Below are 17,274 nucleotides of genomic sequence, written 5' to 3'. Positions count from 1 at the left end.
CATGCAATCGCATTATTGCAGCCATAGGCTGGGAAGGTCTAGCAAGGAGGCTACAATGAAACTATTCGCAGTTTTGTTTGAAGACGACCGGCGAGATGCCGCCGTCATTCGCAAGGAATATCTGGAGCGTCACTTCACCTTTCTGGAGGCGAACGCAGCCTCCATCAGGACGGCGGGACCGCTCAGCCGGGAAGGCGACACATTTGCCGGCGGCCTATGGCTTGTCGAAGCGGAGAGCTCAGATGATGTCGATCGTCTGGTGAAGGACGATCCCTTCTGGTCCGCCGGGCTCAGAAAATCGGTGCAGATCCTGGCGTGGAACCGGGTGTTTATGGACGGCAGCCGTCTCTAGCAGCCACATGAACCGCCGATCCGTCAGTCCATGACGTCAGGCAGGCGCTCGGCCAGCAAGTCGATAACCACCCGCATCTTCAGCGAAAGCTGCGGCGTCTGCGGCCAAACCGCATAGATATTCACGGCCCGGCTGGAAATGTTCTTCAACGCCGGCACGAGCATGCCCGCAGACATGTAGTCGCGCACTAGCCAGCAGGGCAGCCAGGTGATCCCCATTCCGGACACCGCCGCGTCGGCAAGGACCTCCAAATCGTCGAAGCGCAGACGCGTTGCGGGAAGGTATTCGACGGCCGAGCCGTCCTGTTGCAGGAAGGTCCATTTCTTCGCCTCGCCAGACCGCGCATAAACAATCAGGTCGTGCCCGGCGAGGTCGGCGATGGTCCGTGGTGTGCCTTTTGCGGCGAGATAACTGGGAGAGGCGCAAAGCATCATCCGATTGAAGGCGATCTTGCGGGCGGCAAGACCTGCTTCATCGCGCAGCACGCCGTTGCGAATGGCAAGATCGAAGCCCTCGTCGAACAGATCGACGACACGATCGCTGAAGGATAGGTCCAGTTCGAGCTTGGGGTGAATGCGGGCCAACTCCAGCAGCAGCGGCGCGGCACAGCGGCGCCCGAAGAGTACGGGCATGGAGATGCGCAGGCGTCCCGTTACCTCGCGCTTGCCCGATTCCAGCATGGCCTCGCCCGATTGTATCTCGTCCAGCGCCCGGCGGCAGCGCTCGTAGAAAGCTTGGCCTTCGTCCGTGAGGCTCTGCATGCGGGTGGTGCGGTGAAAGAGGCGGACATTCAAGCGCTTTTCCAGCCTGGCGATGGTCTTGCCGATTGCCGAGCGTGAGAGGTTCATGCGAACTGCTGCTGCCGAGAACCCGCCGGCCTCGACTGCCTCCACGAATTCCGGAATGCCGTTGAGCATGTCATTCATGACAATTGCTTCCTGTTGGGAACCAGTTAGTGGAAATTATATCGCCACTGGCGACATGGAAGCAACGATATAGTCGCTTCATTGCTTCCATTCCTCGCAGGAGATGATGATGACGAAGACCATGAAGCGCTGGACTCTCGATACGATCGGCGTTGACGCTGCCTTGAACCTTACCGAAACGGCGGTTCCGACGCCGGCCCGCGGTGAAGTCCTCGTGCGGGTGAAAGCGGTTTCGCTGAACTATCGCGACAAGCTCGTTCGTGAGACCGGCATGGGTTTGCCGATCCAGTTTCCCTTCGTACCGGCCTCCGACATGGCAGGCGTGGTCGAAGCCGTGGGAGACGATGTCACCAGATTTTCGGCTGGCGATCGGGTTATCTCGACCTTCCATCCGGACTGGATTGACGGCAAGCCGCTCGGCGATGCCCGCAACCCGCCCTACCGCACGCTCGGCGGCTTTCATACCGGCGTGCTCTCCGAATATGTCGCCCTGTCAGAAGACTGGCTCGTGACGGCGCCGAACAGCCTCGATCATGGCGAGGCAAGCACCCTGCCCTGCGCCGGTCTGACGGCATGGTTCGCCCTGGTGGAACGCGGCAAGATCAAGCCCGGCGACAGCGTGCTGGTGCAGGGAACCGGCGGCGTGTCGCTATTCGGCCTGCAGATCGCCGCCGCTCAGGGGGCGGAGGTGTTCGTGACGTCCTCTGGGCCTGAAAAGCTGGCACGGGCAAAGGCGCTGGGAGCCCATCACGGCATCGACCGCAATGCCGGTGACTGGGTGGAGGAAGTCTATCGCCTCACCAACGATCGCGGCGTCGACCATATCTTCGAAATTGCCGGCGGCCCGAATCTTGGCCAATCGCTGAAGGCTGTGGCGCCGCATGGCCGCATTTCCGTCATCGGCGTATTGGAAGGTTTCGACATTTCCGGGCCAGCCGGCCCGCTGCTGCTGAAATCTCCCGTCATCCAGGGTATCTCAGTCGGCCATCGCCGGGCGCTCGAAGATTTCGTGCGCGCCATCGACAAGATCGGCCTGAAGCCCGTCATCGATCATCGCTACGCCTTCGGTGAAGTTCCGGCCGCCTTTGATCATCTCGATCACGGTGCCTTCGGCAAGATCGTCATCGAGTTGTGATGACGACCGAGCCGCCGTCCCTCAGACGGCGGCTCGGTCTCAGCATAAATCAAGCCTTCGGTTCGAAGGGCTGGGGCACGCGCAAGGCGCCCTGGCGGGCCAGCATCCAGCCGGGATATTCCGGTGCAAGCGCGCTGACCTGGTCGAGCTTGGCGATATCGTCGGCATCGAGCTTCAGCTTGACGGCGGCGAGATTCTGATCGAGCTGATCGAGACGCTTGGCGCCGATGATGATTGATGTCACGAAGGGCTTTGCCAGGATCCAGGCAAGCGCCACGGTGGCGACGCTTGCGCCATGCTTCTCGGCCACTTCGCGCATGGCGGCGACGCAGGCCCAGGCACGGTCCTTGTCAACGGGCGGGAAGTCGAAGCTCGCCCGTCGTCCCTCGCCATTACCCGGGGCTCCCGGGCCATACTTACCGGACAGCAGACCGCCGGCGAGCGGCGACCAGACCATGAGGCCGAGCTTTTCCTCGGCCATCAGCGGCACGATCTCACGCTCCAGATCGCGGCCGGCGATGGAATAATAGGCCTGAACCGTCTCGAACCGGGCAAAGCCGCGGCGTTCGGACGTGCCGAGCGCCTTGGCGATGCGCCAGGCCTGCCAGTTGGAAACGCCGACATAGCGGACGAGACCGCGCGAGACGAGATCATCCATCGCCCGCAGCGTCTCCTCGATCGGCGTGACAGAGTCGGTCGCGTGGATCTGGTAGAGATCGATATGGTCAGTCTGCAGGCGGTCGAGGCTTGCCTGCACGGAGTCCATGATATGGCCGCGCGATGCGCCGCGATCATTCGGCTTGTCGCCCATGACACCATAGACCTTGGTGGCGATGACGACATCCTTACGAGGGACACGGAGGTTCTTCAGGGCTTGCCCCAGCAGCTTTTCGGAATTGCCGAGTGAATAGACGTCGGCTGTATCGATGAAATTGATGCCGGCGGCGAGCGAGCTTTCGACGATCTTGTCGGCCAGCGCCTGGTCGACGTCGGCGATCGAGCCCCAGGTACTGTTGGGATTGGCTTCGCCGAAGGTCATCGTGCCCAAGCAAAGTTCGGAGACGAACAGGCCGGTATTACCGAGTTGATTGTAACGCATAGGAGAAAATTCCCTTGTAGTCAGCCGGAAGAGACTTCCAGTCTGTGAGTTCTTATCTCTTGGCTATAATTGGCCCCGGCATGGCAGCCGCTTGTCCGCGCCGCCGTGGAGAGGTCAGAAGACAGTCGTCGAAGGGCGGCTCTGGCGCCGTCGCGATCGAGACAACAACGACATAATGCACCGGAATTAGATTTCAACGCGAGACCTCCGATCGATCACAATGCGGTTACCATTGCTCGCTCTTGCTTCCGGTCCGGCGCAGGATAGACTCCAACCTTCACCCCATGCGCAGAACGGAAATACCGATGACGCAACGCCCGCTGACCACGATCGGCTTCGATGCCGATGATACGCTCTGGCAGAACGAGCAATTCTACCGGCTGACGGAACAGCAGTTCATCGATCTGCTCTCCGACCATGCCGACAGCGACCGTGTTTCGGCGCGATTGCTGGAGGCGGAGGAGCGCAATCTCCGCCACTACGGCTTCGGCATCAAAGGCTTCACGCTCTCGATGATCGAGACGGCGATCGAGATCACGGAGGGCGAGGTGCCGGCGACCGTTATCGCTGAGATACTCGATATCGGCCGGGATCTTCTCGCTCATCCCGTCGAAACGCTGCCGCATGTCCGCCAGACGCTGGAAGCCCTGTCCGGCAACTATCTGCTGGTGCTGATCACCAAGGGCGACCTCTTCGATCAGGAGCGCAAGCTCGCCCAGTCCGGTCTCGGCGATCTTTTCGATGCGGTCGAGATCGTCTCGGACAAGAACGCCTCCACCTATCGCCGCATCTTTTCCAAGGTGGGCGACGGACCGGAGCGGGCGATGATGATCGGCAATTCGCTGAAGTCAGACATCGTGCCCGCGCTCGCCGCCGGCAGCTACGGGGTCTTCGTGCCGCACGAGCTCACCTGGTCATACGAACATGTCGAGGAGCCGACGGAAGCCCCGCGCTTCCGCAAGATCGGCCATCTCGGAGAATTGCCCGGCGTGATCGAGGGTCTGTCCTGAGCCCTACTGCCCCTGCTTGGAACGCGGCGGGAAAAGCATCGGTCCCTGATCCTTTCGCTGATCGGCGGGCGGTTGCTGCGCGGCCGGCGGATTGGGATCGATGAGGATTTCATAGGGCGCGCCGAGACCGCGACGACGGGTGACGCGAGAATAATAGGGCTTGATCAGCCAGGTAGTATCCTCGTTGACTGTGACATCAGCGGTATTGCCGTCTTCGTCCGTGCCGAAGAAGGATTCGTCGTCGTTCGAGGACAGATCGAAGATCGCCATATAGGTGTATTTGCTCTTCGAACTGAAGGTGATCCGCACATGCTGGCCCTTCTTGAGCGCCAGCATGTAGACCTTGCCCTTGCCGAACTTCGTCCAGCCCGTCAATTTCTCGAGCACGGCCGGCAGGCCGATCTTTTCGATCGTCTCTCCTCGATCGAGCTGCGGCAGCTGCAACTGCTGCTGCGTATCCTCCGCGTAGACGGCTTGGCCGCCAAGGAGTGCGAGGACGGTCAGCGAAAGACCCAAAACCAGACCTTTCATGGCCGCACCAATGCACAGCGCATCGCCTCCACTTCTTTTCGGCAAAAACAACCCTCCATGTGATCGTTGACGAGGCCCATGGCCTGCATGAAGGCGTAAACCGTCGTCGGACCGACGAACGTCCAGCCGCGCTTCTTCAGATCCTTCGAAATCCGCACGGAGGCAGGCGTCGTCGGGTTGGCGCGGAGGTGCGCAAAGTCGAGGACATCGGGGCGCTCGGCGACACCAGGCTCATGGCTCCAGAAATAGCGGGCGAGCGATCCGAATTCCGCGCGCAGCTCGATGGCGCGGCGGGCATTGTTGATGGTCGAGACGATCTTGCCGCGATGGCGGATGATGCCGGCGTCACCGACGCAACGCTCGATATCCGCCTCGTCGAAGCGGGCGACTTTCTCGAAATCGAAACCGGCAAAGGCGGCACGAAAGTTCTCGCGCTTGCGCAGGATCGTCAGCCAGGAGAGGCCCGATTGAAAGCCCTCCAGGCAGATCTTCTCGAACAGCCTGATGTCGTTGACAACCGGGCGACCCCACTCCTCGTCGTGATAGCGCAGATATTCCGGCAGATTGCCGTGCCAGAAGCAGCGATCCTTGCCATCCTCACCGGTGATGATGCCCGTTTCGGTCATTTTTGCGATTCGTCTCCCAATTCAGCTGATGATACCGGAAACCGGCAAGCGACTACCGGATAAAATCAGATCAATCAAACGCTTAAAATCATAGCCGCATTTCGACGATCGCGCATTCCGATTCCAGATTTACCACTTGCAAACCATATTTCCAAACCAGGTGGTAACCCTGACAAAGCTTTATCGGCTTTCCGGCATTTTGATGAATAGATGTTTACCATTCGCTCGCGCGCAAGTGGCACCATAGTCGTGACCGGGCGCCGTCGCGCCCATCCTCGGCCCATGTGTAGAGAGTTTGTCCGATGATGAAACACGCCATTCTATGTGCTGCCGGCGCCCTGAGCCTGCTTGCCTCAACCGCTTTCGCCGACGACCGCTACCAGTCGCGCCCGCCTGTTATCGTCAGCCCCGATCTGACCGCTCCCTGGGTGATGCAGCTCGGCGGCAACGGCGTGCAGCCGGTCGTCTACCCCGTTCGTCCGATGGCGCGGCGTGCGGCCGAACAGCAGGTCAATCCGCAGGTTCGCCAGGTCGTGCAGCCGCGCGGGCTGTTCTCGCGTCCCGTCGTGCAGCAGGTCGCCATGGCCCGCCCCCAATATCCGGCAATCCGCGGCCAGATCGACCCGCAATTCCTGCCGCAGATCGTCGACTACCAGACCAAGGAAAAGCCCGGCAGCATCATCATCGACACCAACGATCGCTTCCTTTACCTGGTGATGGAAGACGGCAAGGCACGGCGCTATGGCGTCGGCGTCGGCAAGCCCGGCTTCGAATGGGCCGGCGCCCACACCGTCACCCGCAAGCAGGAATGGCCGGACTGGAACCCGCCGTCCGAAATGGTGGCACGAGAAGCTGCAAAGGGGCACTATCTGCCGGCTCACATGGAAGGCGGCGAAGCCAATCCGCTCGGCGCGCGCGCCATGTATCTCGGCTCCACCCTTTATCGCATCCACGGCACCAACGCGCCCTGGACGATCGGCAACGCCGTCTCGTCAGGCTGCATCCGCCTGCGCAACGAGGATGTCATCGACCTCTATAACCGCGTGAAGGTCGGAACCCGCGTTATCGTTATGTGATCCGCAGATCACTCTGGGGAATGCGCGGCGATCTCGCTCCCGATCGAAGGAGCCTCGGGGTTCGCCGCGCCCGCTAATCCTCCCCACGCACTATAGCCCCGACTATAGCTGACCAGACGACAGAAGAGATGGCGCTCCTTTGAGGCCAATCTTTGCATCGGACATTTTGATCTTGATCCCCTCGCAGGTTTCGGTAGTTTCTTGCTGAATTCAGCGAGGGGAATGACATATGAAACCAGCACTATCCGTCGTGGCGACAGGCATCGTTGCGGCGTGCCTTCTTGCGGCATCGAACGCCGCTGCTTTCAGCACTTCCGCACCCTATGCAGCGCCGGCCACGCGCAGCGATGTGATCCGGGTGGCGATGGAGCCGCAAGGACAGGTCAAGCCACAGTTCCAGCGGCGGGTGGTCAGGCTGGCGACCAACGAGGAGCCGGGTACCATCATCATCGATACCAACAACAAGTATCTCTATCTCGTTGAAGGCGACAACCGCGCGCGACGCTACGGCATCGGCGTCGGCCGCGACGGCTTCGGATGGTCGGGCGTCGTCAAGGTCGGCCGCAAGGCGGAATGGCCGGGCTGGACGCCGCCGCCGGAAATGCGTGTCCGCGAAGCCAGGAAGGGCCACAAGTTGCCCGCCTACCAGGAAGGCGGCGAGGACAATCCGCTCGGCGCACGCGCCATGTATCTCTATCGCAATGGCAACGACACGGCTTTTCGCATCCACGGCACCAACCAGCCCTGGAGCATCGGCCTGAACATGTCTTCCGGCTGCATCCGCATGATGAACAAGGATGTAACTGATCTCTACGATCGGGTGCCAATCGGTACCAAGGTCATCGTCGTCGGCCCCGGCAACAAGCAGGGCGAAGTCAGCTATCAGGATCGCGGCGTCGATGTGCTGAGGACGATGTTCGGCGGCTGACCGGCTGATCCCGTTCGCCACTCACACTCAAGCTCGATCATCAAGAGCGCCCTGAGCCATCGACAGGCTCAGGGCGCTCTTGCCGCCTTGGAATACGGCTCCGTTTCGTACCGGTACGGCGAAGCGCACTGTTGCGTTGTTGTTACATCCTCGAGCTTATCAGGACTGACTGCCGGAAAACGGCTAGTTACATTCAGTTTCATGTCAGTTTTCCTGCCTAAGCCATGCTTGATCACCAGTGACTGCAATAGAAGTGTCATGGAAGCGCGCTTAGATAGCAGCACTTTGCCATCCGGGGATTTCATATGCATCGCGCATTCCGCATCAAGCAGCCGGCCGTCGCCGCGCTTGCGATTTCAGCATTCCTATTCGCCGCCGGCTCTGCCTCGGCGGAAATGCAGTTTTCAGCCTATGGCGGCTTCCAGGGTGCCACCGGCAGCAATGTGAAGACATCGGATGGTGCCGATTTCGACCCCAACTGGTCGGGAAAATCCTTCAAGATGCCGCCCTATTTCGGCTTCCGCGGCATCTGGTGGCTTGACGAATTCGACAAGTCGAACTGGGGCGTATCGCTCGACTACACCCATGCGAAGGTCTACGGCGATCTCGGCAATACGCCCGGCTGGTCGCACTTCGAGTTCACCGACGGCCTCAACATGCTGACGCTGAACGCGCTCTATCGCTTCCAGGATCCGACCCGCAAATGGACACCCTATGTCGGCCTCGGCGCCGGCATCAATGTGCCGCATGTCGAAGTCACGCGCTCGTCCGGCCGCACCTTCGATTACGAATTCGGCGGCGCGTCGCTGCAGGCACAGGCCGGTGTCAGCTACCAGTTCAGCAAGCGCTGGTCGACCTTCGTCGAATACAAGGGCAACTATAATTTCGTTGATAATGTCTCGATCGACAGCGGCGATACGCTGAAGACCAGGGTCTTCACCCACGCCCTCAACTTCGGTGTCTCGTTCAGCTTCTAAAAATATTTTGGCTGGGCTAGCGATGGATCCCCTAAACCGGTTCAGGTTTAGGGGGTTTTGTGCTATGCAACAGGGCATGAGCTTTTCTTATTATCGGTGTGACTGGATCCATCCGGAAAGCGAGGAACCGGTCGTCGTCTACTACGAAGTCGATGTCGCCGGCGACGTTCCGCGGCTGATCGACGTATTCGCTGACGGTCGCCGGCAGTGCATGTCGGTTGCCGATTTTGCCGCGCGGGAGCACGACATGCGGCGCATCACCAGCCTGGTGGAAGGCTCGTTTTACGACGGCGTTGTGGATCTGGTGGACGGCACCTTCTTCGAGGAAGGGCAGGAGCGCATCAGCATGACGCAGATCGCTGCCGACAAATTCGAGATCGAATGGCAAACACACCGCCCGACTCCGCCGGACAAATTACATTAGGCCGCCGCCGGCTCCAGCCCCTTCAGCTTTGCCGGCATATCGCCGCCATAGGCCCAATCCAGCAATTCGACCGTATGCAGAATGGGGATGCCCGTTCCCGTCGCGATCTGCGTGATGCAGCCGATATTGCCTGTCGCGATGACATCGGCCCTCGTCGCTTCCAGGTTCTTGACCTTGCGGGCCTTCAGCTCGGCTGAAATCTCCGATTGCATGATGTTGTAGGTGCCGGCCGAACCGCAACAGAGATGCCCTTCCGCCGGGTCGCGCACCGTGAAGCCCGCTGCTTTCAACAGCAGTTTGGGCGCCATGATGATCTTCTGCCCATGCTGCATGGAGCAGGCGGAATGATAGGCAACCGCGATGCCGCGCGGCATGTGCGAGGGCAAATCGAGGGTCGCGAGATATTCGGTGATGTCCTTGGCAAGCGCCGAAACCTTGGCCGCTTTTTCGGCATAGGCCGGATCGAGACGCAGCTTGTGCCCATAATCCTTGATCGTCGTGCCACAGCCGGACGTGGTGATGATGATAGCGTCGAGGCCACCAGCCTCGATCTCGCGCATCCAGACATCGATATTGGCTTTGACCCCGGCGAGCGCCTGCTCTTCGCGCCCCATATGGTGCACCAGCGAACCACAGCAGACCTCGCCCTGCGGCACCACGACTTCGACGCCGAGCCGCGTCAGCAGCCGGATGGTCGCCTCGTTGATCCCCGGATCGAGCACTGGCTGGGCACAGCCCGTCAGGATCGCCACTCGCCCGCGCCGCGCTGCCTGCGGCTCATGCCGGCCGGGCCTGGCAAACGCGGAGGGTGCCGGGATCGAGCGGGGCGCAAGCTCCAGCATGGCGGCAAAGGGTTTCAGCGCCGGGATGCGTTTCAGCGCACCCTTGATCGGCCGGGCCAAGCGGGCGAGATGCAACGCCAGCCGGAAACGGCCAGGATACGGCAAAACGGCCGCCAGCACATTGCGGGTCAGCCGGTCCATCAGCGGGCGCTTGTAGGTATTCTCGATATGGACGCGGGCGTGGTCGATCAGGTGCATGTAATCGACACCCGAGGGACAGGTGGTCGCGCAGGCGAGGCAGGAAAGACAGCGGTCTATATGCGTCGTCACCTCGGCATCGGCGGGCCGGCCATTTTCCAGCATATCCTTGATGAGATAGATGCGGCCGCGCGGACTGTCGAGCTCGTTGCCGAGTGTCACATAGGTGGGACAGGTCGCCGTGCAGAAGCCGCAATGCACGCATTTGCGCAGGATGGCCTCGGATTCGGCCACATGCGGATCGGCAAGCTGGGCAGGGGTGAAATTGGTTTGCATTTACACACGTCCCAGTTTGAGCGAGGTCCAGCCCCTCATCCGGCCTATCGGCCACCTTCTCCCCGTATCGACGGGGAGAAGGGGATAGACACAGCCTCCGTCATCCCTCAGCCTCTCTCGATCCGATAAAGCGCGGCAAAAGAGGTGGTCCCCTCTCCCCGCCTGCGGGGAGAGGGCTAGGGTGAGGGGCCGTCGCAGACAAGAACCCATCCGTATCACCCCATCTTCCCCGGATTGAGAATCCCCGCCGGATCGAATTTTTCCTTCACGCGCGCCGAAAGCAGCGCCACGGCCTCGGGCTGCGGCTGGAAGGCCGGTGTCGTCGCGCGGTGGGCCGGCGTGGCACGCAACAACGTCGCATGGCCGCCACCCAGCGCATGAATATAGCGGCGCAGCACGTCACCTTCCGGCTCGGCCTCCATCCGCATCCAGACAAGGCCGCCCTGCCAATCATAATAGGCATCGACACCGGCTTCCAGGCGAAGCGCGGCAACGAGCTGGTGGCCGGTACCGGGCGCGACCGACACCCGCCAGACGGGGCGCGTCGTGCCATCGACATAGGGCTTAACATCGCGGATTTGCCGCCAAAGCCTGTGGCTTTCTTCTTCCGCGAGACGCGTCACGGAACCGAGGCGGCTCATGGCGGCCGTCAATTTCTCCGCTCTTACCGAAACGGAGCCAGGCAGACCCTCGATGCGCAACACCGTCGCCTCGCCTTCCGGCAGTTTGCCGTCCAGGAAGCACCAGCCGACTGTGAGCGGCAGATGAGCTGCCCCCGAGATATCGAGCGGCAATGCCATAGCGGCGGCCATCGCATTGGCCGCCTCGGCATCGTTGAGGCCGGAAACGACGATCGTCTCCTCCGTCTTCGCTCGCGGCGGCACCCGGAAGGTGACCTCGGTCAAGAGACCGAGGGTGCCATGCGAGCCCGCCATCAGCTTAACCAGATCGAGGCCGGTCACGTTCTTCATCACCCGCCCGCCGGCCTTGACGATCTCGCCCCTGCCATTGACGAAGCGGACGCCGAGCAGGCTGTCGCGCGCGGCACCACTGACGAAGCGGCGCGGGCCTGAAATATTGGCTGCGAAAACCCCGCCGATCGTCGGCTCCCCCTCGGTCGCCATCAGCGGCCGGTGATCCATCGGCTCGAAGGCCATCATCTGGCCGCCTTCGGTCAGTGCCGCTTCGATCTCGGCAACCGGCGTGCCCGCGCGCGCGGTCATCACCATCTCGCCTGGATTATAGGCGACGATTCCAGCGAGACTGCGGGAAGACAATGTGGCTTCGGCGGCAACCGCGTTGCCGAAACCGGCGCGGGTATTGCCGCCGACGACAGCCAAGGCCGCGCCCCGCGTCGCATGATCGCTGATGATGGAGGCCGCCTCTTCCTCCGTCTTCGGATGGAACTCGCTCATGCCGCGTTGCGTCCATCCAGCGGGAAGACCTTGGAGGGATTGAGGATCCAGCCCGGGTCGAAAGCCGCGCGCACCGCCATCATCTGGTAGAGATCGACCTGCGCATATTGATGCCGCATCAGGTCGCGCTTCTCTATGCCGACGCCGTGTTCGCCGGTCAGGCAGCCGCCGGCGTCGACGCAGAGCCGCAGAATATCGTTGCCGGCCGCCTCCGCCTTGGCCGCCTCTTCAGGATCGTTGGCATTGAACAGGATCAGCGGGTGCATGTTGCCATCGCCGGCGTGGAAGACGTTGGCGACCCGCAGGCCATAGTGGTCGACGATCTCAGCTGTTTTTTGCAGCACATAGGAGAGCTGGCTGAGCGGCACGGTGCCATCCATGCAGATATAGTCGGCAATGCGGCCCGTGGCGCCGAAGGCGGATTTGCGGCCCTTCCAGATCAGCGCCGCCTCCGTCGCCGACTGGCATTCGCGCACGGTCTTGACGTTATGACTGCGGGCGATGTCGACGATGCTTTTCAGCATATCGTCCATTTCCGCTTCCGAGCCCTCGACTTCGACGATCAGCAGAGCGCCGACATCGAGCGGATATCCCGCATGGGCAAATGCCTCGCAGATCTCGATCGCCTGCTTGTCCATGAATTCGATGGCGACGGGAACGATGCCGGCCGCGATGACATCGGCGACGCAAGCGCCCGCCTCCTCAGACGTGTCGAAGCCGAACAGCACTGGCCGGGCACCCTCGGGCTTGGCGATCAGCCGTACCGTCGCCTCGGTGACGATGCCGAGCTGGCCTTCCGAGCCGCAAACGAGGCCGAGCAGATCGTAGCCCGCCGCATCCAGCGCCTTGCCTCCGAGATCGATGACCGTGCCGTCGCTCAGCACCAGCTTGACGCCGAGCAGATTGTTTGTCGTGACGCCATATTTCAGACAGTGCGCGCCGCCGGAATTCATGCCGACATTGCCGCCAATGGTGCAGGCGAGCTGAGAGCTCGGGTCCGGCGCATAGAAGAAGCCATCGGCCGAGACGCTTTCGGAGACGTTCAGATTGGTGACGCCAGCCTGGACCGTCGCTGTGCGATTGGCAAAATCGATGTCGAGGATGCGGTTCATCTTGGAAAGGCCGAGCACAACGGCGTCTTCCTGCGGAATGGCGCCGCCGGAAAGCGAGGTGCCGGCGCCGCGCGGCACGACGGGAATGCCGTATCGATGGCAGTATTTCATCACTGCCGCCACTTCGGCCGTCGAGCGCGGCAGCGCAACGGCGAGCGGCACGCGACGATAGGAGACGAAGGCATCCGTTTCGAACGGGACGAGCTCGCGCGCCTCGTGAATGAGACATTCGGGCGCCAGAAGATCGGCAAGGTCGGCAACGATGGCGCTGCGGCGGGCAAGAACGTCCGCACGCGGCTTCAGAAATGAAATGGCCTCGGCCATGCCGTCCTCCTCCTGCATCCGACTTCGACGCAGCCTCCTTTTAACGCATAACACGCTTACCGCCTTCCCAAAATCGGCGCAAATGATAAGCATTTATTCCAAAACAGGAAATAGTTGCGGATGACCACAAACCTAGGGGATCTCGAAATCTTCGCCAGCGTCGTCGCAACGGGCAGCATGTCGCTCGCCGGCCGCGCGCTCGGCTTTTCGCCGGCCGTCATCTCCAAGCGCATCAAGCGGCTGGAAGACAGGCTCGGCACGCGGCTGCTGCAGCGAACGACACGGCAGATTTCGCTGACGGAGGCCGGCCAGGGCTTCTATGATCGGGTGCTTGCCATCCTCGCCGGGTTGGAAGAGGCGGAAGCCTATATTGCCGGCCGTTCGGCGCAGATGCAGGGCACGCTGAAGATTTCCGCCCCGACGTCCTTTGGCCGGCTGCACATCGCCCCGCATCTGATATCCTTCATGCAGGCCCATCCCGAACTGGCAATCAATCTGGTGCTGAGCGACGAATTCGTCGATATCGTCGGCGGCGGTTTCGACCTTGCCATCCGCATTGCCGAACTCACCGATTCCAGCCTCGTCGCCCGTCGGCTGGCGCCGGTGCGCCGGGTGCTCTGCGCTTCGCCCGCCTATGTCGCTGCCCACGGCATGCCCGAGGATATCGAGGATCTGCGGCGGCATACCTGCCTGCCGGCGCATAATCACGATCCCTGGCGGCTGGACGGCCCGAAGGGAGGCCTGACCTTCCGGCCTGAGGGAAAGCTGATCACCAACTCCAGCGAGGTCATCCGCGAAGCCGTCATTGCCGGTCTCGGCATTGCGCTGCGCTCCACCTGGGACGTCGGCCCCGAGCTTCGCGACGGTCGCCTCGTGCAGGTGCTGCCGGCCTATGAGGGGTCTCACAATGTCACCCTCTCGGCCGTCTATCCGAGTAGGCAGTTCCTGCCGGCGAAGGTCCGCGTCTTCATCGATTTCCTGACGGAACTTTACGGCCCCGTGCCCTATTGGGAGCGATAGGAGAGCCTTTTCCGAGGATCGAGGAGATCAGCATGTCCGCCCTTGAAACCATCCGCTCCGTTCTTTCCCCTACGACCAGGACGCGGTTCACCATCGTTCTTGGCGACATCACCAAGCTTTCGGTCGACGCCATCGTCAATGCTGCAAACAGCAGCCTGCTCGGCGGAGGCGGTGTCGATGGCGCGATCCATCACGCCGCCGGGCCGGAGCTCGTTGCGGAATGCCGCACATTGAACGGCTGCAGGACCGGGCAGGCGAAGATCACCAGGGGATATCGCCTGCCGGCAAGGCATGTGATCCACACTGTCGGCCCCGTCTGGAACGGTGGCGGCCACGGCGAGGAGGATCTGCTCGCGAGCTGCTATCGCAGCAGCCTCCATCTTGCCCGGGAACACGGCCTCAGGACCATCGCCTTTCCCGCCATCTCCACGGGCATCTATCGCTTTCCCGCAGCACCGGCCGCCGGGATCGCGACACGCATGGCGGTTGCCGAAAGCCAAGACGGCGCCTTTGATGAGATCATCTTCTGCTGCTTCGGCGACGAGATGGCCGGGCTCTATGACCGATTGCTGCCGGAGGCGCTGGCCAGGGCCTGACCGCCTGGCCTGCTAGCGCGCCAAATCCAGATAGGCGGAAGCGACCATGACGTCGACATCCGCCGGAACGGGAATGATGCAGGCTTCCTTGCCGAGCCCGCCCTTGGCGACGCGCTCCAGGCAGCGGGCCTGCAGGATGAAGCCGAGATCCATGGATTCGACGCTGTTGCCGAGCGGGCGCGGTCCGGCGAGATTGGCCATGTGACCGCTGCCGAGAACGTGGAAGGCGCGGCCGTCGCGCATGCGCACGGTCTCGATATGCTCGGCGGCGTAGCAATCGATGCCGGCGACTTCGGGGCTGTTGCGGAACGCCTCGACGTCGATCTCATGCGGGAAATGGCCGCCATTCATCAGGATCGCGCCGTCCCTGATCAGCGGCAGATCGGCGGCGGTGATGATATTCGGATAGCCCGTGACCGTGATGAGGATATCGGCAGAGCGGATCGCCGCTTCACGCAGCGGCGTCGAGAAGCCGTCCAGATGCGCCTCCAGTGTCGTCACCGGATCGATATCGACGACGCTGACTACGGAAAAAGCGCTGCGGAAGCATGCCGCCGTCCCCTTGCCGCAGGCGCCGTAGCCGAAGACGGTGACGCGTTTGCCATTGGTGGAACGATTGGTGAAGCGCAGATAGCTCTCGAACAGGCTTTGTCCCACAGCATGCCGGTTTTCGGCGAATTGCTTGATCGGGCTGTCGTTGATGACCAGGATCGGCATGTTGAGCTTGCCGCGCATGGGCAGCAGCCGGGTGCGGCCTGACGTCGTCTCCTCGGTGCCGCCCAGAAGGTTGGCATAGGGGTTTTCGGCGGCGCGAACGAAAAGATCGCCGCCATTGTCGAGCAGCAGGTCCGGCTTTTCCGCGAGAATCGCCTCGAGGCTCGCGCTATGCTCATCGGCATTGCTTGTCTGCGTGGCAAAGACTGTGACGCCCTGAGCGCGGAGATAATCGACGGTTTCCGGCTGGGTGCTGTTGAGATTGCCGGTGCAGACGAGGTCAGCGCCGCCGGCGCGCAGCGTCATCAACAGGGCGACCGTCTTCGGCTCCAGATGAATGCCCGTGCCGATGGTCAGGCCGGCAAAAGGCTTCGTCTCGCGAAACTCCGCGGTGGTCGCGGCCAGCAGCCGGCAGCTTCGGGCAACCCAATCGATGCGGGAAAGAGAAGAAGACTGATCCATGATGCGCTCCTGGCGGCTGGTTCGATGCCGCGATCTGGCATGACGGACGGTGGCCTGTCGATGGACATTGGAATGCGCGACATGGCAGAAAATCTGCTATGTCAGCTTGCTAGACACCCGCGCCGATCAACCAATCCGCCAGCCGGGCAAGAGCCGGATCTTTCGCGTCGCCGCTGCGGATGCTGAGGCTGTAGCCGGCCGGCCGTCGAATGAAGCCGTAGGGCGCCACGAGCGTACCGCGATCGAGATCGTCGCCGATGGCCGTGCGGGGCGCGATGGCAATGCCCAGCCCGGAGCGAGCGGCGCCGATCGCAAGCAGCAGATCCTCGAACTCACGATGGCCGGCAAACCGGACGGATGCGTGGCCGCTTTCCGCGAACCAGTCATTCCAGAGGCTCGGGGCGGAACGGCTATCCAGGGCCACAGCGCCGGCCAAAGCCGGAACGCCAGCGGCCAGGCCGAGGCGAGCCGCAACATCCGGAGTCGCGACCGGGCCGAACTCATCCTCCATGAAGCGAATGGCCGTGATATCGCGCGTCGGCCTGTATTCGCCACCCATGATCACCGCTTCGAGATCGGGACGTCTGGCCAGAGGCTCCACTGTCGCCATCGGCACGATGTCTATATCGATGTCGTCAAGTGCGGCCTGCAGATCGGCGCTGCGCGGCATCAGCCACCAGACGGCAAAGGCCGAGGGAACGCCAAGCCGGATGGAGCGCCGGTTTCCGGCTGAAAGCTCCGCCGAGGCTCGCGCCAGGATGCCGAAGGCGACACCGATGGAATCGGCGAACGCCCTGCCCTTCGCCGTCAGGACGAGCCGGCCGTTCTCCCGATCGAACAAGGGCACGCCGAAATGGGCTTCAAGCACGTTCAATTGCTGCCTGACGGCACCGCGCACGACACCGAGTTCATCGGCCGCCTTCAGAATGCTGCCACGGCGCGCGACGGCGTCAAAAGCGCGCAGCGCGTTCAGGGGTGGCAGGCGTTGGGGCAAAGCGCGTTCGGACATGACAAGGATTTATCTTTCTTTCCAGTGTGAAAGCAGGCCTTCTCCGGCAACTGCACCGTCTGCGGCATGAAAATGCTGTTGAATGTCGCTTTCAGCACAATCGCTGGCGAATATCAGAAGGCAAATCCTGCCGTTTTTATCTACTCACCACTCAATAAATTTGTGGGGAAATACCATATGGCGTCATATGGAACGCAAAATTTTTCCACGCGATGCTAAGAT

The 17,274-nt window shown here is 61.9% G+C and carries 18 protein-coding genes; 9 read left to right on the top strand and 9 right to left on the bottom strand.

Annotation, left to right across the window (positions count from 1 at the left end; genetic code table 11):
- Window positions 1-55: 55 nt before the first annotated feature.
- Window positions 56-352 carry a YciI family protein gene (locus JTP94_RS07675; RefSeq protein ID WP_204849939.1) on the top strand — a complete coding sequence of 99 codons (297 nt, stop codon included), beginning with the start codon at window positions 56-58 and terminating at the stop codon, window positions 350-352.
- Window positions 353-375: 23 nt separating this feature from the next.
- On the opposite strand, the gene JTP94_RS07670 is transcribed toward JTP94_RS07675, so the two are convergent.
- Window positions 376-1,278, bottom strand: a complete 903-nt coding sequence (locus JTP94_RS07670; RefSeq protein WP_204849938.1) for a LysR family transcriptional regulator — start codon at window positions 1,276-1,278, stop codon at window positions 376-378.
- 109 nt (window positions 1,279-1,387) lie between these two features.
- On the opposite strand from JTP94_RS07670, the gene JTP94_RS07665 reads away from it, so the two are divergent.
- On the top strand, window positions 1,388-2,413 hold the full coding sequence (locus tag JTP94_RS07665) for an NAD(P)-dependent alcohol dehydrogenase (protein ID WP_204849937.1): 1,026 nt from the start codon (window positions 1,388-1,390) through the stop codon (window positions 2,411-2,413).
- Window positions 2,414-2,462: 49 nt separating this feature from the next.
- Here JTP94_RS07665 and JTP94_RS07660 read toward each other — a convergent pair whose 3' ends face one another.
- A complete protein-coding gene (locus JTP94_RS07660) occupies window positions 2,463-3,512 on the bottom strand; it encodes an aldo/keto reductase (protein WP_204849936.1) in 1,050 nt (349 codons plus the stop codon).
- Window positions 3,513-3,817: 305 nt separating this feature from the next.
- Between JTP94_RS07660 and JTP94_RS07655 the strand changes: the two genes are divergently transcribed.
- On the top strand, window positions 3,818-4,522 hold the full coding sequence (locus JTP94_RS07655; RefSeq protein WP_204849935.1) for an HAD family hydrolase: 705 nt from the start codon (window positions 3,818-3,820) through the stop codon (window positions 4,520-4,522).
- 3 nt (window positions 4,523-4,525) lie between these two features.
- Here the strand turns inward: JTP94_RS07655 and JTP94_RS07650 are convergent, their stop codons facing one another.
- Together JTP94_RS07650 and JTP94_RS07645 are read right to left on the bottom strand one after the other, a co-directional pair.
- Window positions 4,526-5,053, bottom strand: a complete 528-nt coding sequence (locus tag JTP94_RS07650) for a hypothetical protein (protein WP_204849934.1) — start codon at window positions 5,051-5,053, stop codon at window positions 4,526-4,528.
- Window positions 5,050-5,679 carry a DNA-3-methyladenine glycosylase I gene (locus tag JTP94_RS07645; RefSeq protein WP_204849933.1) on the bottom strand — a complete coding sequence of 210 codons (630 nt, stop codon included), beginning with the start codon at window positions 5,677-5,679 and terminating at the stop codon, window positions 5,050-5,052. The genes JTP94_RS07650 and JTP94_RS07645 overlap by 4 nt, the downstream gene beginning before the upstream one ends.
- 302 nt (window positions 5,680-5,981) lie before the next feature.
- Here JTP94_RS07645 and JTP94_RS07640 point away from each other — a divergent pair, with 302 nt between their 5' ends.
- From JTP94_RS07640 to JTP94_RS07625, 4 genes are all read left to right on the top strand, one after another.
- The gene (locus JTP94_RS07640; RefSeq protein WP_204849932.1) at window positions 5,982-6,755 is read left to right on the top strand and encodes a L,D-transpeptidase; all 774 of its coding nucleotides are present in this window, start codon (window positions 5,982-5,984) and stop codon (window positions 6,753-6,755) included.
- 229 nt (window positions 6,756-6,984) lie between these two features.
- A complete protein-coding gene (locus tag JTP94_RS07635; protein ID WP_204849931.1) occupies window positions 6,985-7,683 on the top strand; it encodes a L,D-transpeptidase in 699 nt (232 codons plus the stop codon).
- A gap of 305 nt (window positions 7,684-7,988) precedes the next feature.
- A complete protein-coding gene (locus JTP94_RS07630) occupies window positions 7,989-8,660 on the top strand; it encodes an outer membrane protein (protein WP_204849930.1) in 672 nt (223 codons plus the stop codon).
- A 76-nt stretch (window positions 8,661-8,736) separates the two neighbouring features.
- Complete coding sequence (locus JTP94_RS07625; RefSeq protein WP_204849929.1) at window positions 8,737-9,084, top strand: DUF6881 domain-containing protein; 348 nt, start codon at window positions 8,737-8,739, stop codon at window positions 9,082-9,084.
- Here the strand turns inward: JTP94_RS07625 and glcF are convergent.
- The 3 genes from glcF to JTP94_RS07610 all read right to left on the bottom strand — a co-directional run bounded on the left by glcF (window position 9,081) and on the right by JTP94_RS07610 (window position 13,251).
- Entirely contained in the window at window positions 9,081-10,400 is a 1,320-nt protein-coding gene (gene glcF / locus JTP94_RS07620; protein ID WP_204849928.1) for a glycolate oxidase subunit GlcF, read from the bottom strand. The two genes, JTP94_RS07625 and glcF, sit on opposite strands and share 4 nt — an antisense overlap.
- 215 nt (window positions 10,401-10,615) lie before the next feature.
- A complete protein-coding gene (locus JTP94_RS07615) occupies window positions 10,616-11,815 on the bottom strand; it encodes an FAD-binding protein (RefSeq protein WP_204849927.1) in 1,200 nt (399 codons plus the stop codon).
- Window positions 11,812-13,251, bottom strand: a complete 1,440-nt coding sequence (locus JTP94_RS07610; RefSeq protein WP_204849926.1) for an FAD-linked oxidase C-terminal domain-containing protein — start codon at window positions 13,249-13,251, stop codon at window positions 11,812-11,814. The genes JTP94_RS07615 and JTP94_RS07610 overlap by 4 nt, the downstream gene beginning before the upstream one ends.
- 120 nt (window positions 13,252-13,371) lie before the next feature.
- On the opposite strand from JTP94_RS07610, the gene JTP94_RS07605 reads away from it, so the two are divergent.
- Together JTP94_RS07605 and JTP94_RS07600 are read left to right on the top strand one after the other, a co-directional pair.
- Entirely contained in the window at window positions 13,372-14,271 is a 900-nt protein-coding gene (locus tag JTP94_RS07605; RefSeq protein ID WP_204849925.1) for a LysR family transcriptional regulator, read from the top strand.
- A gap of 32 nt (window positions 14,272-14,303) precedes the next feature.
- A complete protein-coding gene (locus JTP94_RS07600) occupies window positions 14,304-14,867 on the top strand; it encodes an O-acetyl-ADP-ribose deacetylase (RefSeq protein ID WP_204849924.1) in 564 nt (187 codons plus the stop codon).
- Window positions 14,868-14,879: 12 nt separating this feature from the next.
- Here the strand turns inward: JTP94_RS07600 and JTP94_RS07595 are convergent, their stop codons facing one another.
- Both JTP94_RS07595 and JTP94_RS07590 read right to left on the bottom strand, forming a co-directional pair.
- Window positions 14,880-16,043 carry an adenosylhomocysteinase gene (locus JTP94_RS07595; RefSeq protein ID WP_204849923.1) on the bottom strand — a complete coding sequence of 388 codons (1,164 nt, stop codon included), beginning with the start codon at window positions 16,041-16,043 and terminating at the stop codon, window positions 14,880-14,882.
- Between the two features lie 109 nt (window positions 16,044-16,152).
- Window positions 16,153-17,052, bottom strand: coding sequence for a LysR substrate-binding domain-containing protein (locus JTP94_RS07590; protein WP_204849922.1), 900 nt, complete (start codon window positions 17,050-17,052; stop codon window positions 16,153-16,155).
- Window positions 17,053-17,274 lie beyond the last annotated feature (222 nt).

It is taken from the genome of Martinezella lusitana, assembly GCF_016901135.1.
Lineage (GTDB): Bacteria > Pseudomonadota > Alphaproteobacteria > Rhizobiales > Rhizobiaceae > Rhizobium > Rhizobium lusitanum_D.
Note: the sequence above shows the minus strand (reverse complement) of the source record. Positions and strands in the feature narration are given on the sequence as shown.

What these genes read in the sequence shown, in the direction of transcription:
- JTP94_RS07645 (WP_204849933.1), bottom strand. Translation starts at nt 5,679, where the DNA reads ATGACCGAAACGGGCATCATCACCGGTGAGGATGGCAAGGATCGCTGC.
- glcF (WP_204849928.1), bottom strand. Translation starts at nt 10,400, where the DNA reads ATGCAAACCAATTTCACCCCTGCCCAGCTTGCCGATCCGCATGTGGCC.
- JTP94_RS07675 (WP_204849939.1), top strand. Translation starts at nt 56, where the DNA reads ATGAAACTATTCGCAGTTTTGTTTGAAGACGACCGGCGAGATGCCGCC.
- JTP94_RS07650 (WP_204849934.1), bottom strand. Translation starts at nt 5,053, where the DNA reads ATGAAAGGTCTGGTTTTGGGTCTTTCGCTGACCGTCCTCGCACTCCTT.
- JTP94_RS07655 (WP_204849935.1), top strand. Translation starts at nt 3,818, where the DNA reads ATGACGCAACGCCCGCTGACCACGATCGGCTTCGATGCCGATGATACG.
- JTP94_RS07670 (WP_204849938.1), bottom strand. Translation starts at nt 1,278, where the DNA reads ATGAATGACATGCTCAACGGCATTCCGGAATTCGTGGAGGCAGTCGAG.
- JTP94_RS07590 (WP_204849922.1), bottom strand. Translation starts at nt 17,052, where the DNA reads ATGTCCGAACGCGCTTTGCCCCAACGCCTGCCACCCCTGAACGCGCTG.
- JTP94_RS07630 (WP_204849930.1), top strand. Translation starts at nt 7,989, where the DNA reads ATGCATCGCGCATTCCGCATCAAGCAGCCGGCCGTCGCCGCGCTTGCG.
- JTP94_RS07615 (WP_204849927.1), bottom strand. Translation starts at nt 11,815, where the DNA reads ATGAGCGAGTTCCATCCGAAGACGGAGGAAGAGGCGGCCTCCATCATC.
- JTP94_RS07610 (WP_204849926.1), bottom strand. Translation starts at nt 13,251, where the DNA reads ATGGCCGAGGCCATTTCATTTCTGAAGCCGCGTGCGGACGTTCTTGCC.
- JTP94_RS07600 (WP_204849924.1), top strand. Translation starts at nt 14,304, where the DNA reads ATGTCCGCCCTTGAAACCATCCGCTCCGTTCTTTCCCCTACGACCAGG.
- JTP94_RS07640 (WP_204849932.1), top strand. Translation starts at nt 5,982, where the DNA reads ATGATGAAACACGCCATTCTATGTGCTGCCGGCGCCCTGAGCCTGCTT.
- JTP94_RS07635 (WP_204849931.1), top strand. Translation starts at nt 6,985, where the DNA reads ATGAAACCAGCACTATCCGTCGTGGCGACAGGCATCGTTGCGGCGTGC.
- JTP94_RS07595 (WP_204849923.1), bottom strand. Translation starts at nt 16,043, where the DNA reads ATGGATCAGTCTTCTTCTCTTTCCCGCATCGATTGGGTTGCCCGAAGC.
- JTP94_RS07605 (WP_204849925.1), top strand. Translation starts at nt 13,372, where the DNA reads ATGACCACAAACCTAGGGGATCTCGAAATCTTCGCCAGCGTCGTCGCA.
- JTP94_RS07665 (WP_204849937.1), top strand. Translation starts at nt 1,388, where the DNA reads ATGACGAAGACCATGAAGCGCTGGACTCTCGATACGATCGGCGTTGAC.
- JTP94_RS07625 (WP_204849929.1), top strand. Translation starts at nt 8,737, where the DNA reads ATGAGCTTTTCTTATTATCGGTGTGACTGGATCCATCCGGAAAGCGAG.
- JTP94_RS07660 (WP_204849936.1), bottom strand. Translation starts at nt 3,512, where the DNA reads ATGCGTTACAATCAACTCGGTAATACCGGCCTGTTCGTCTCCGAACTT.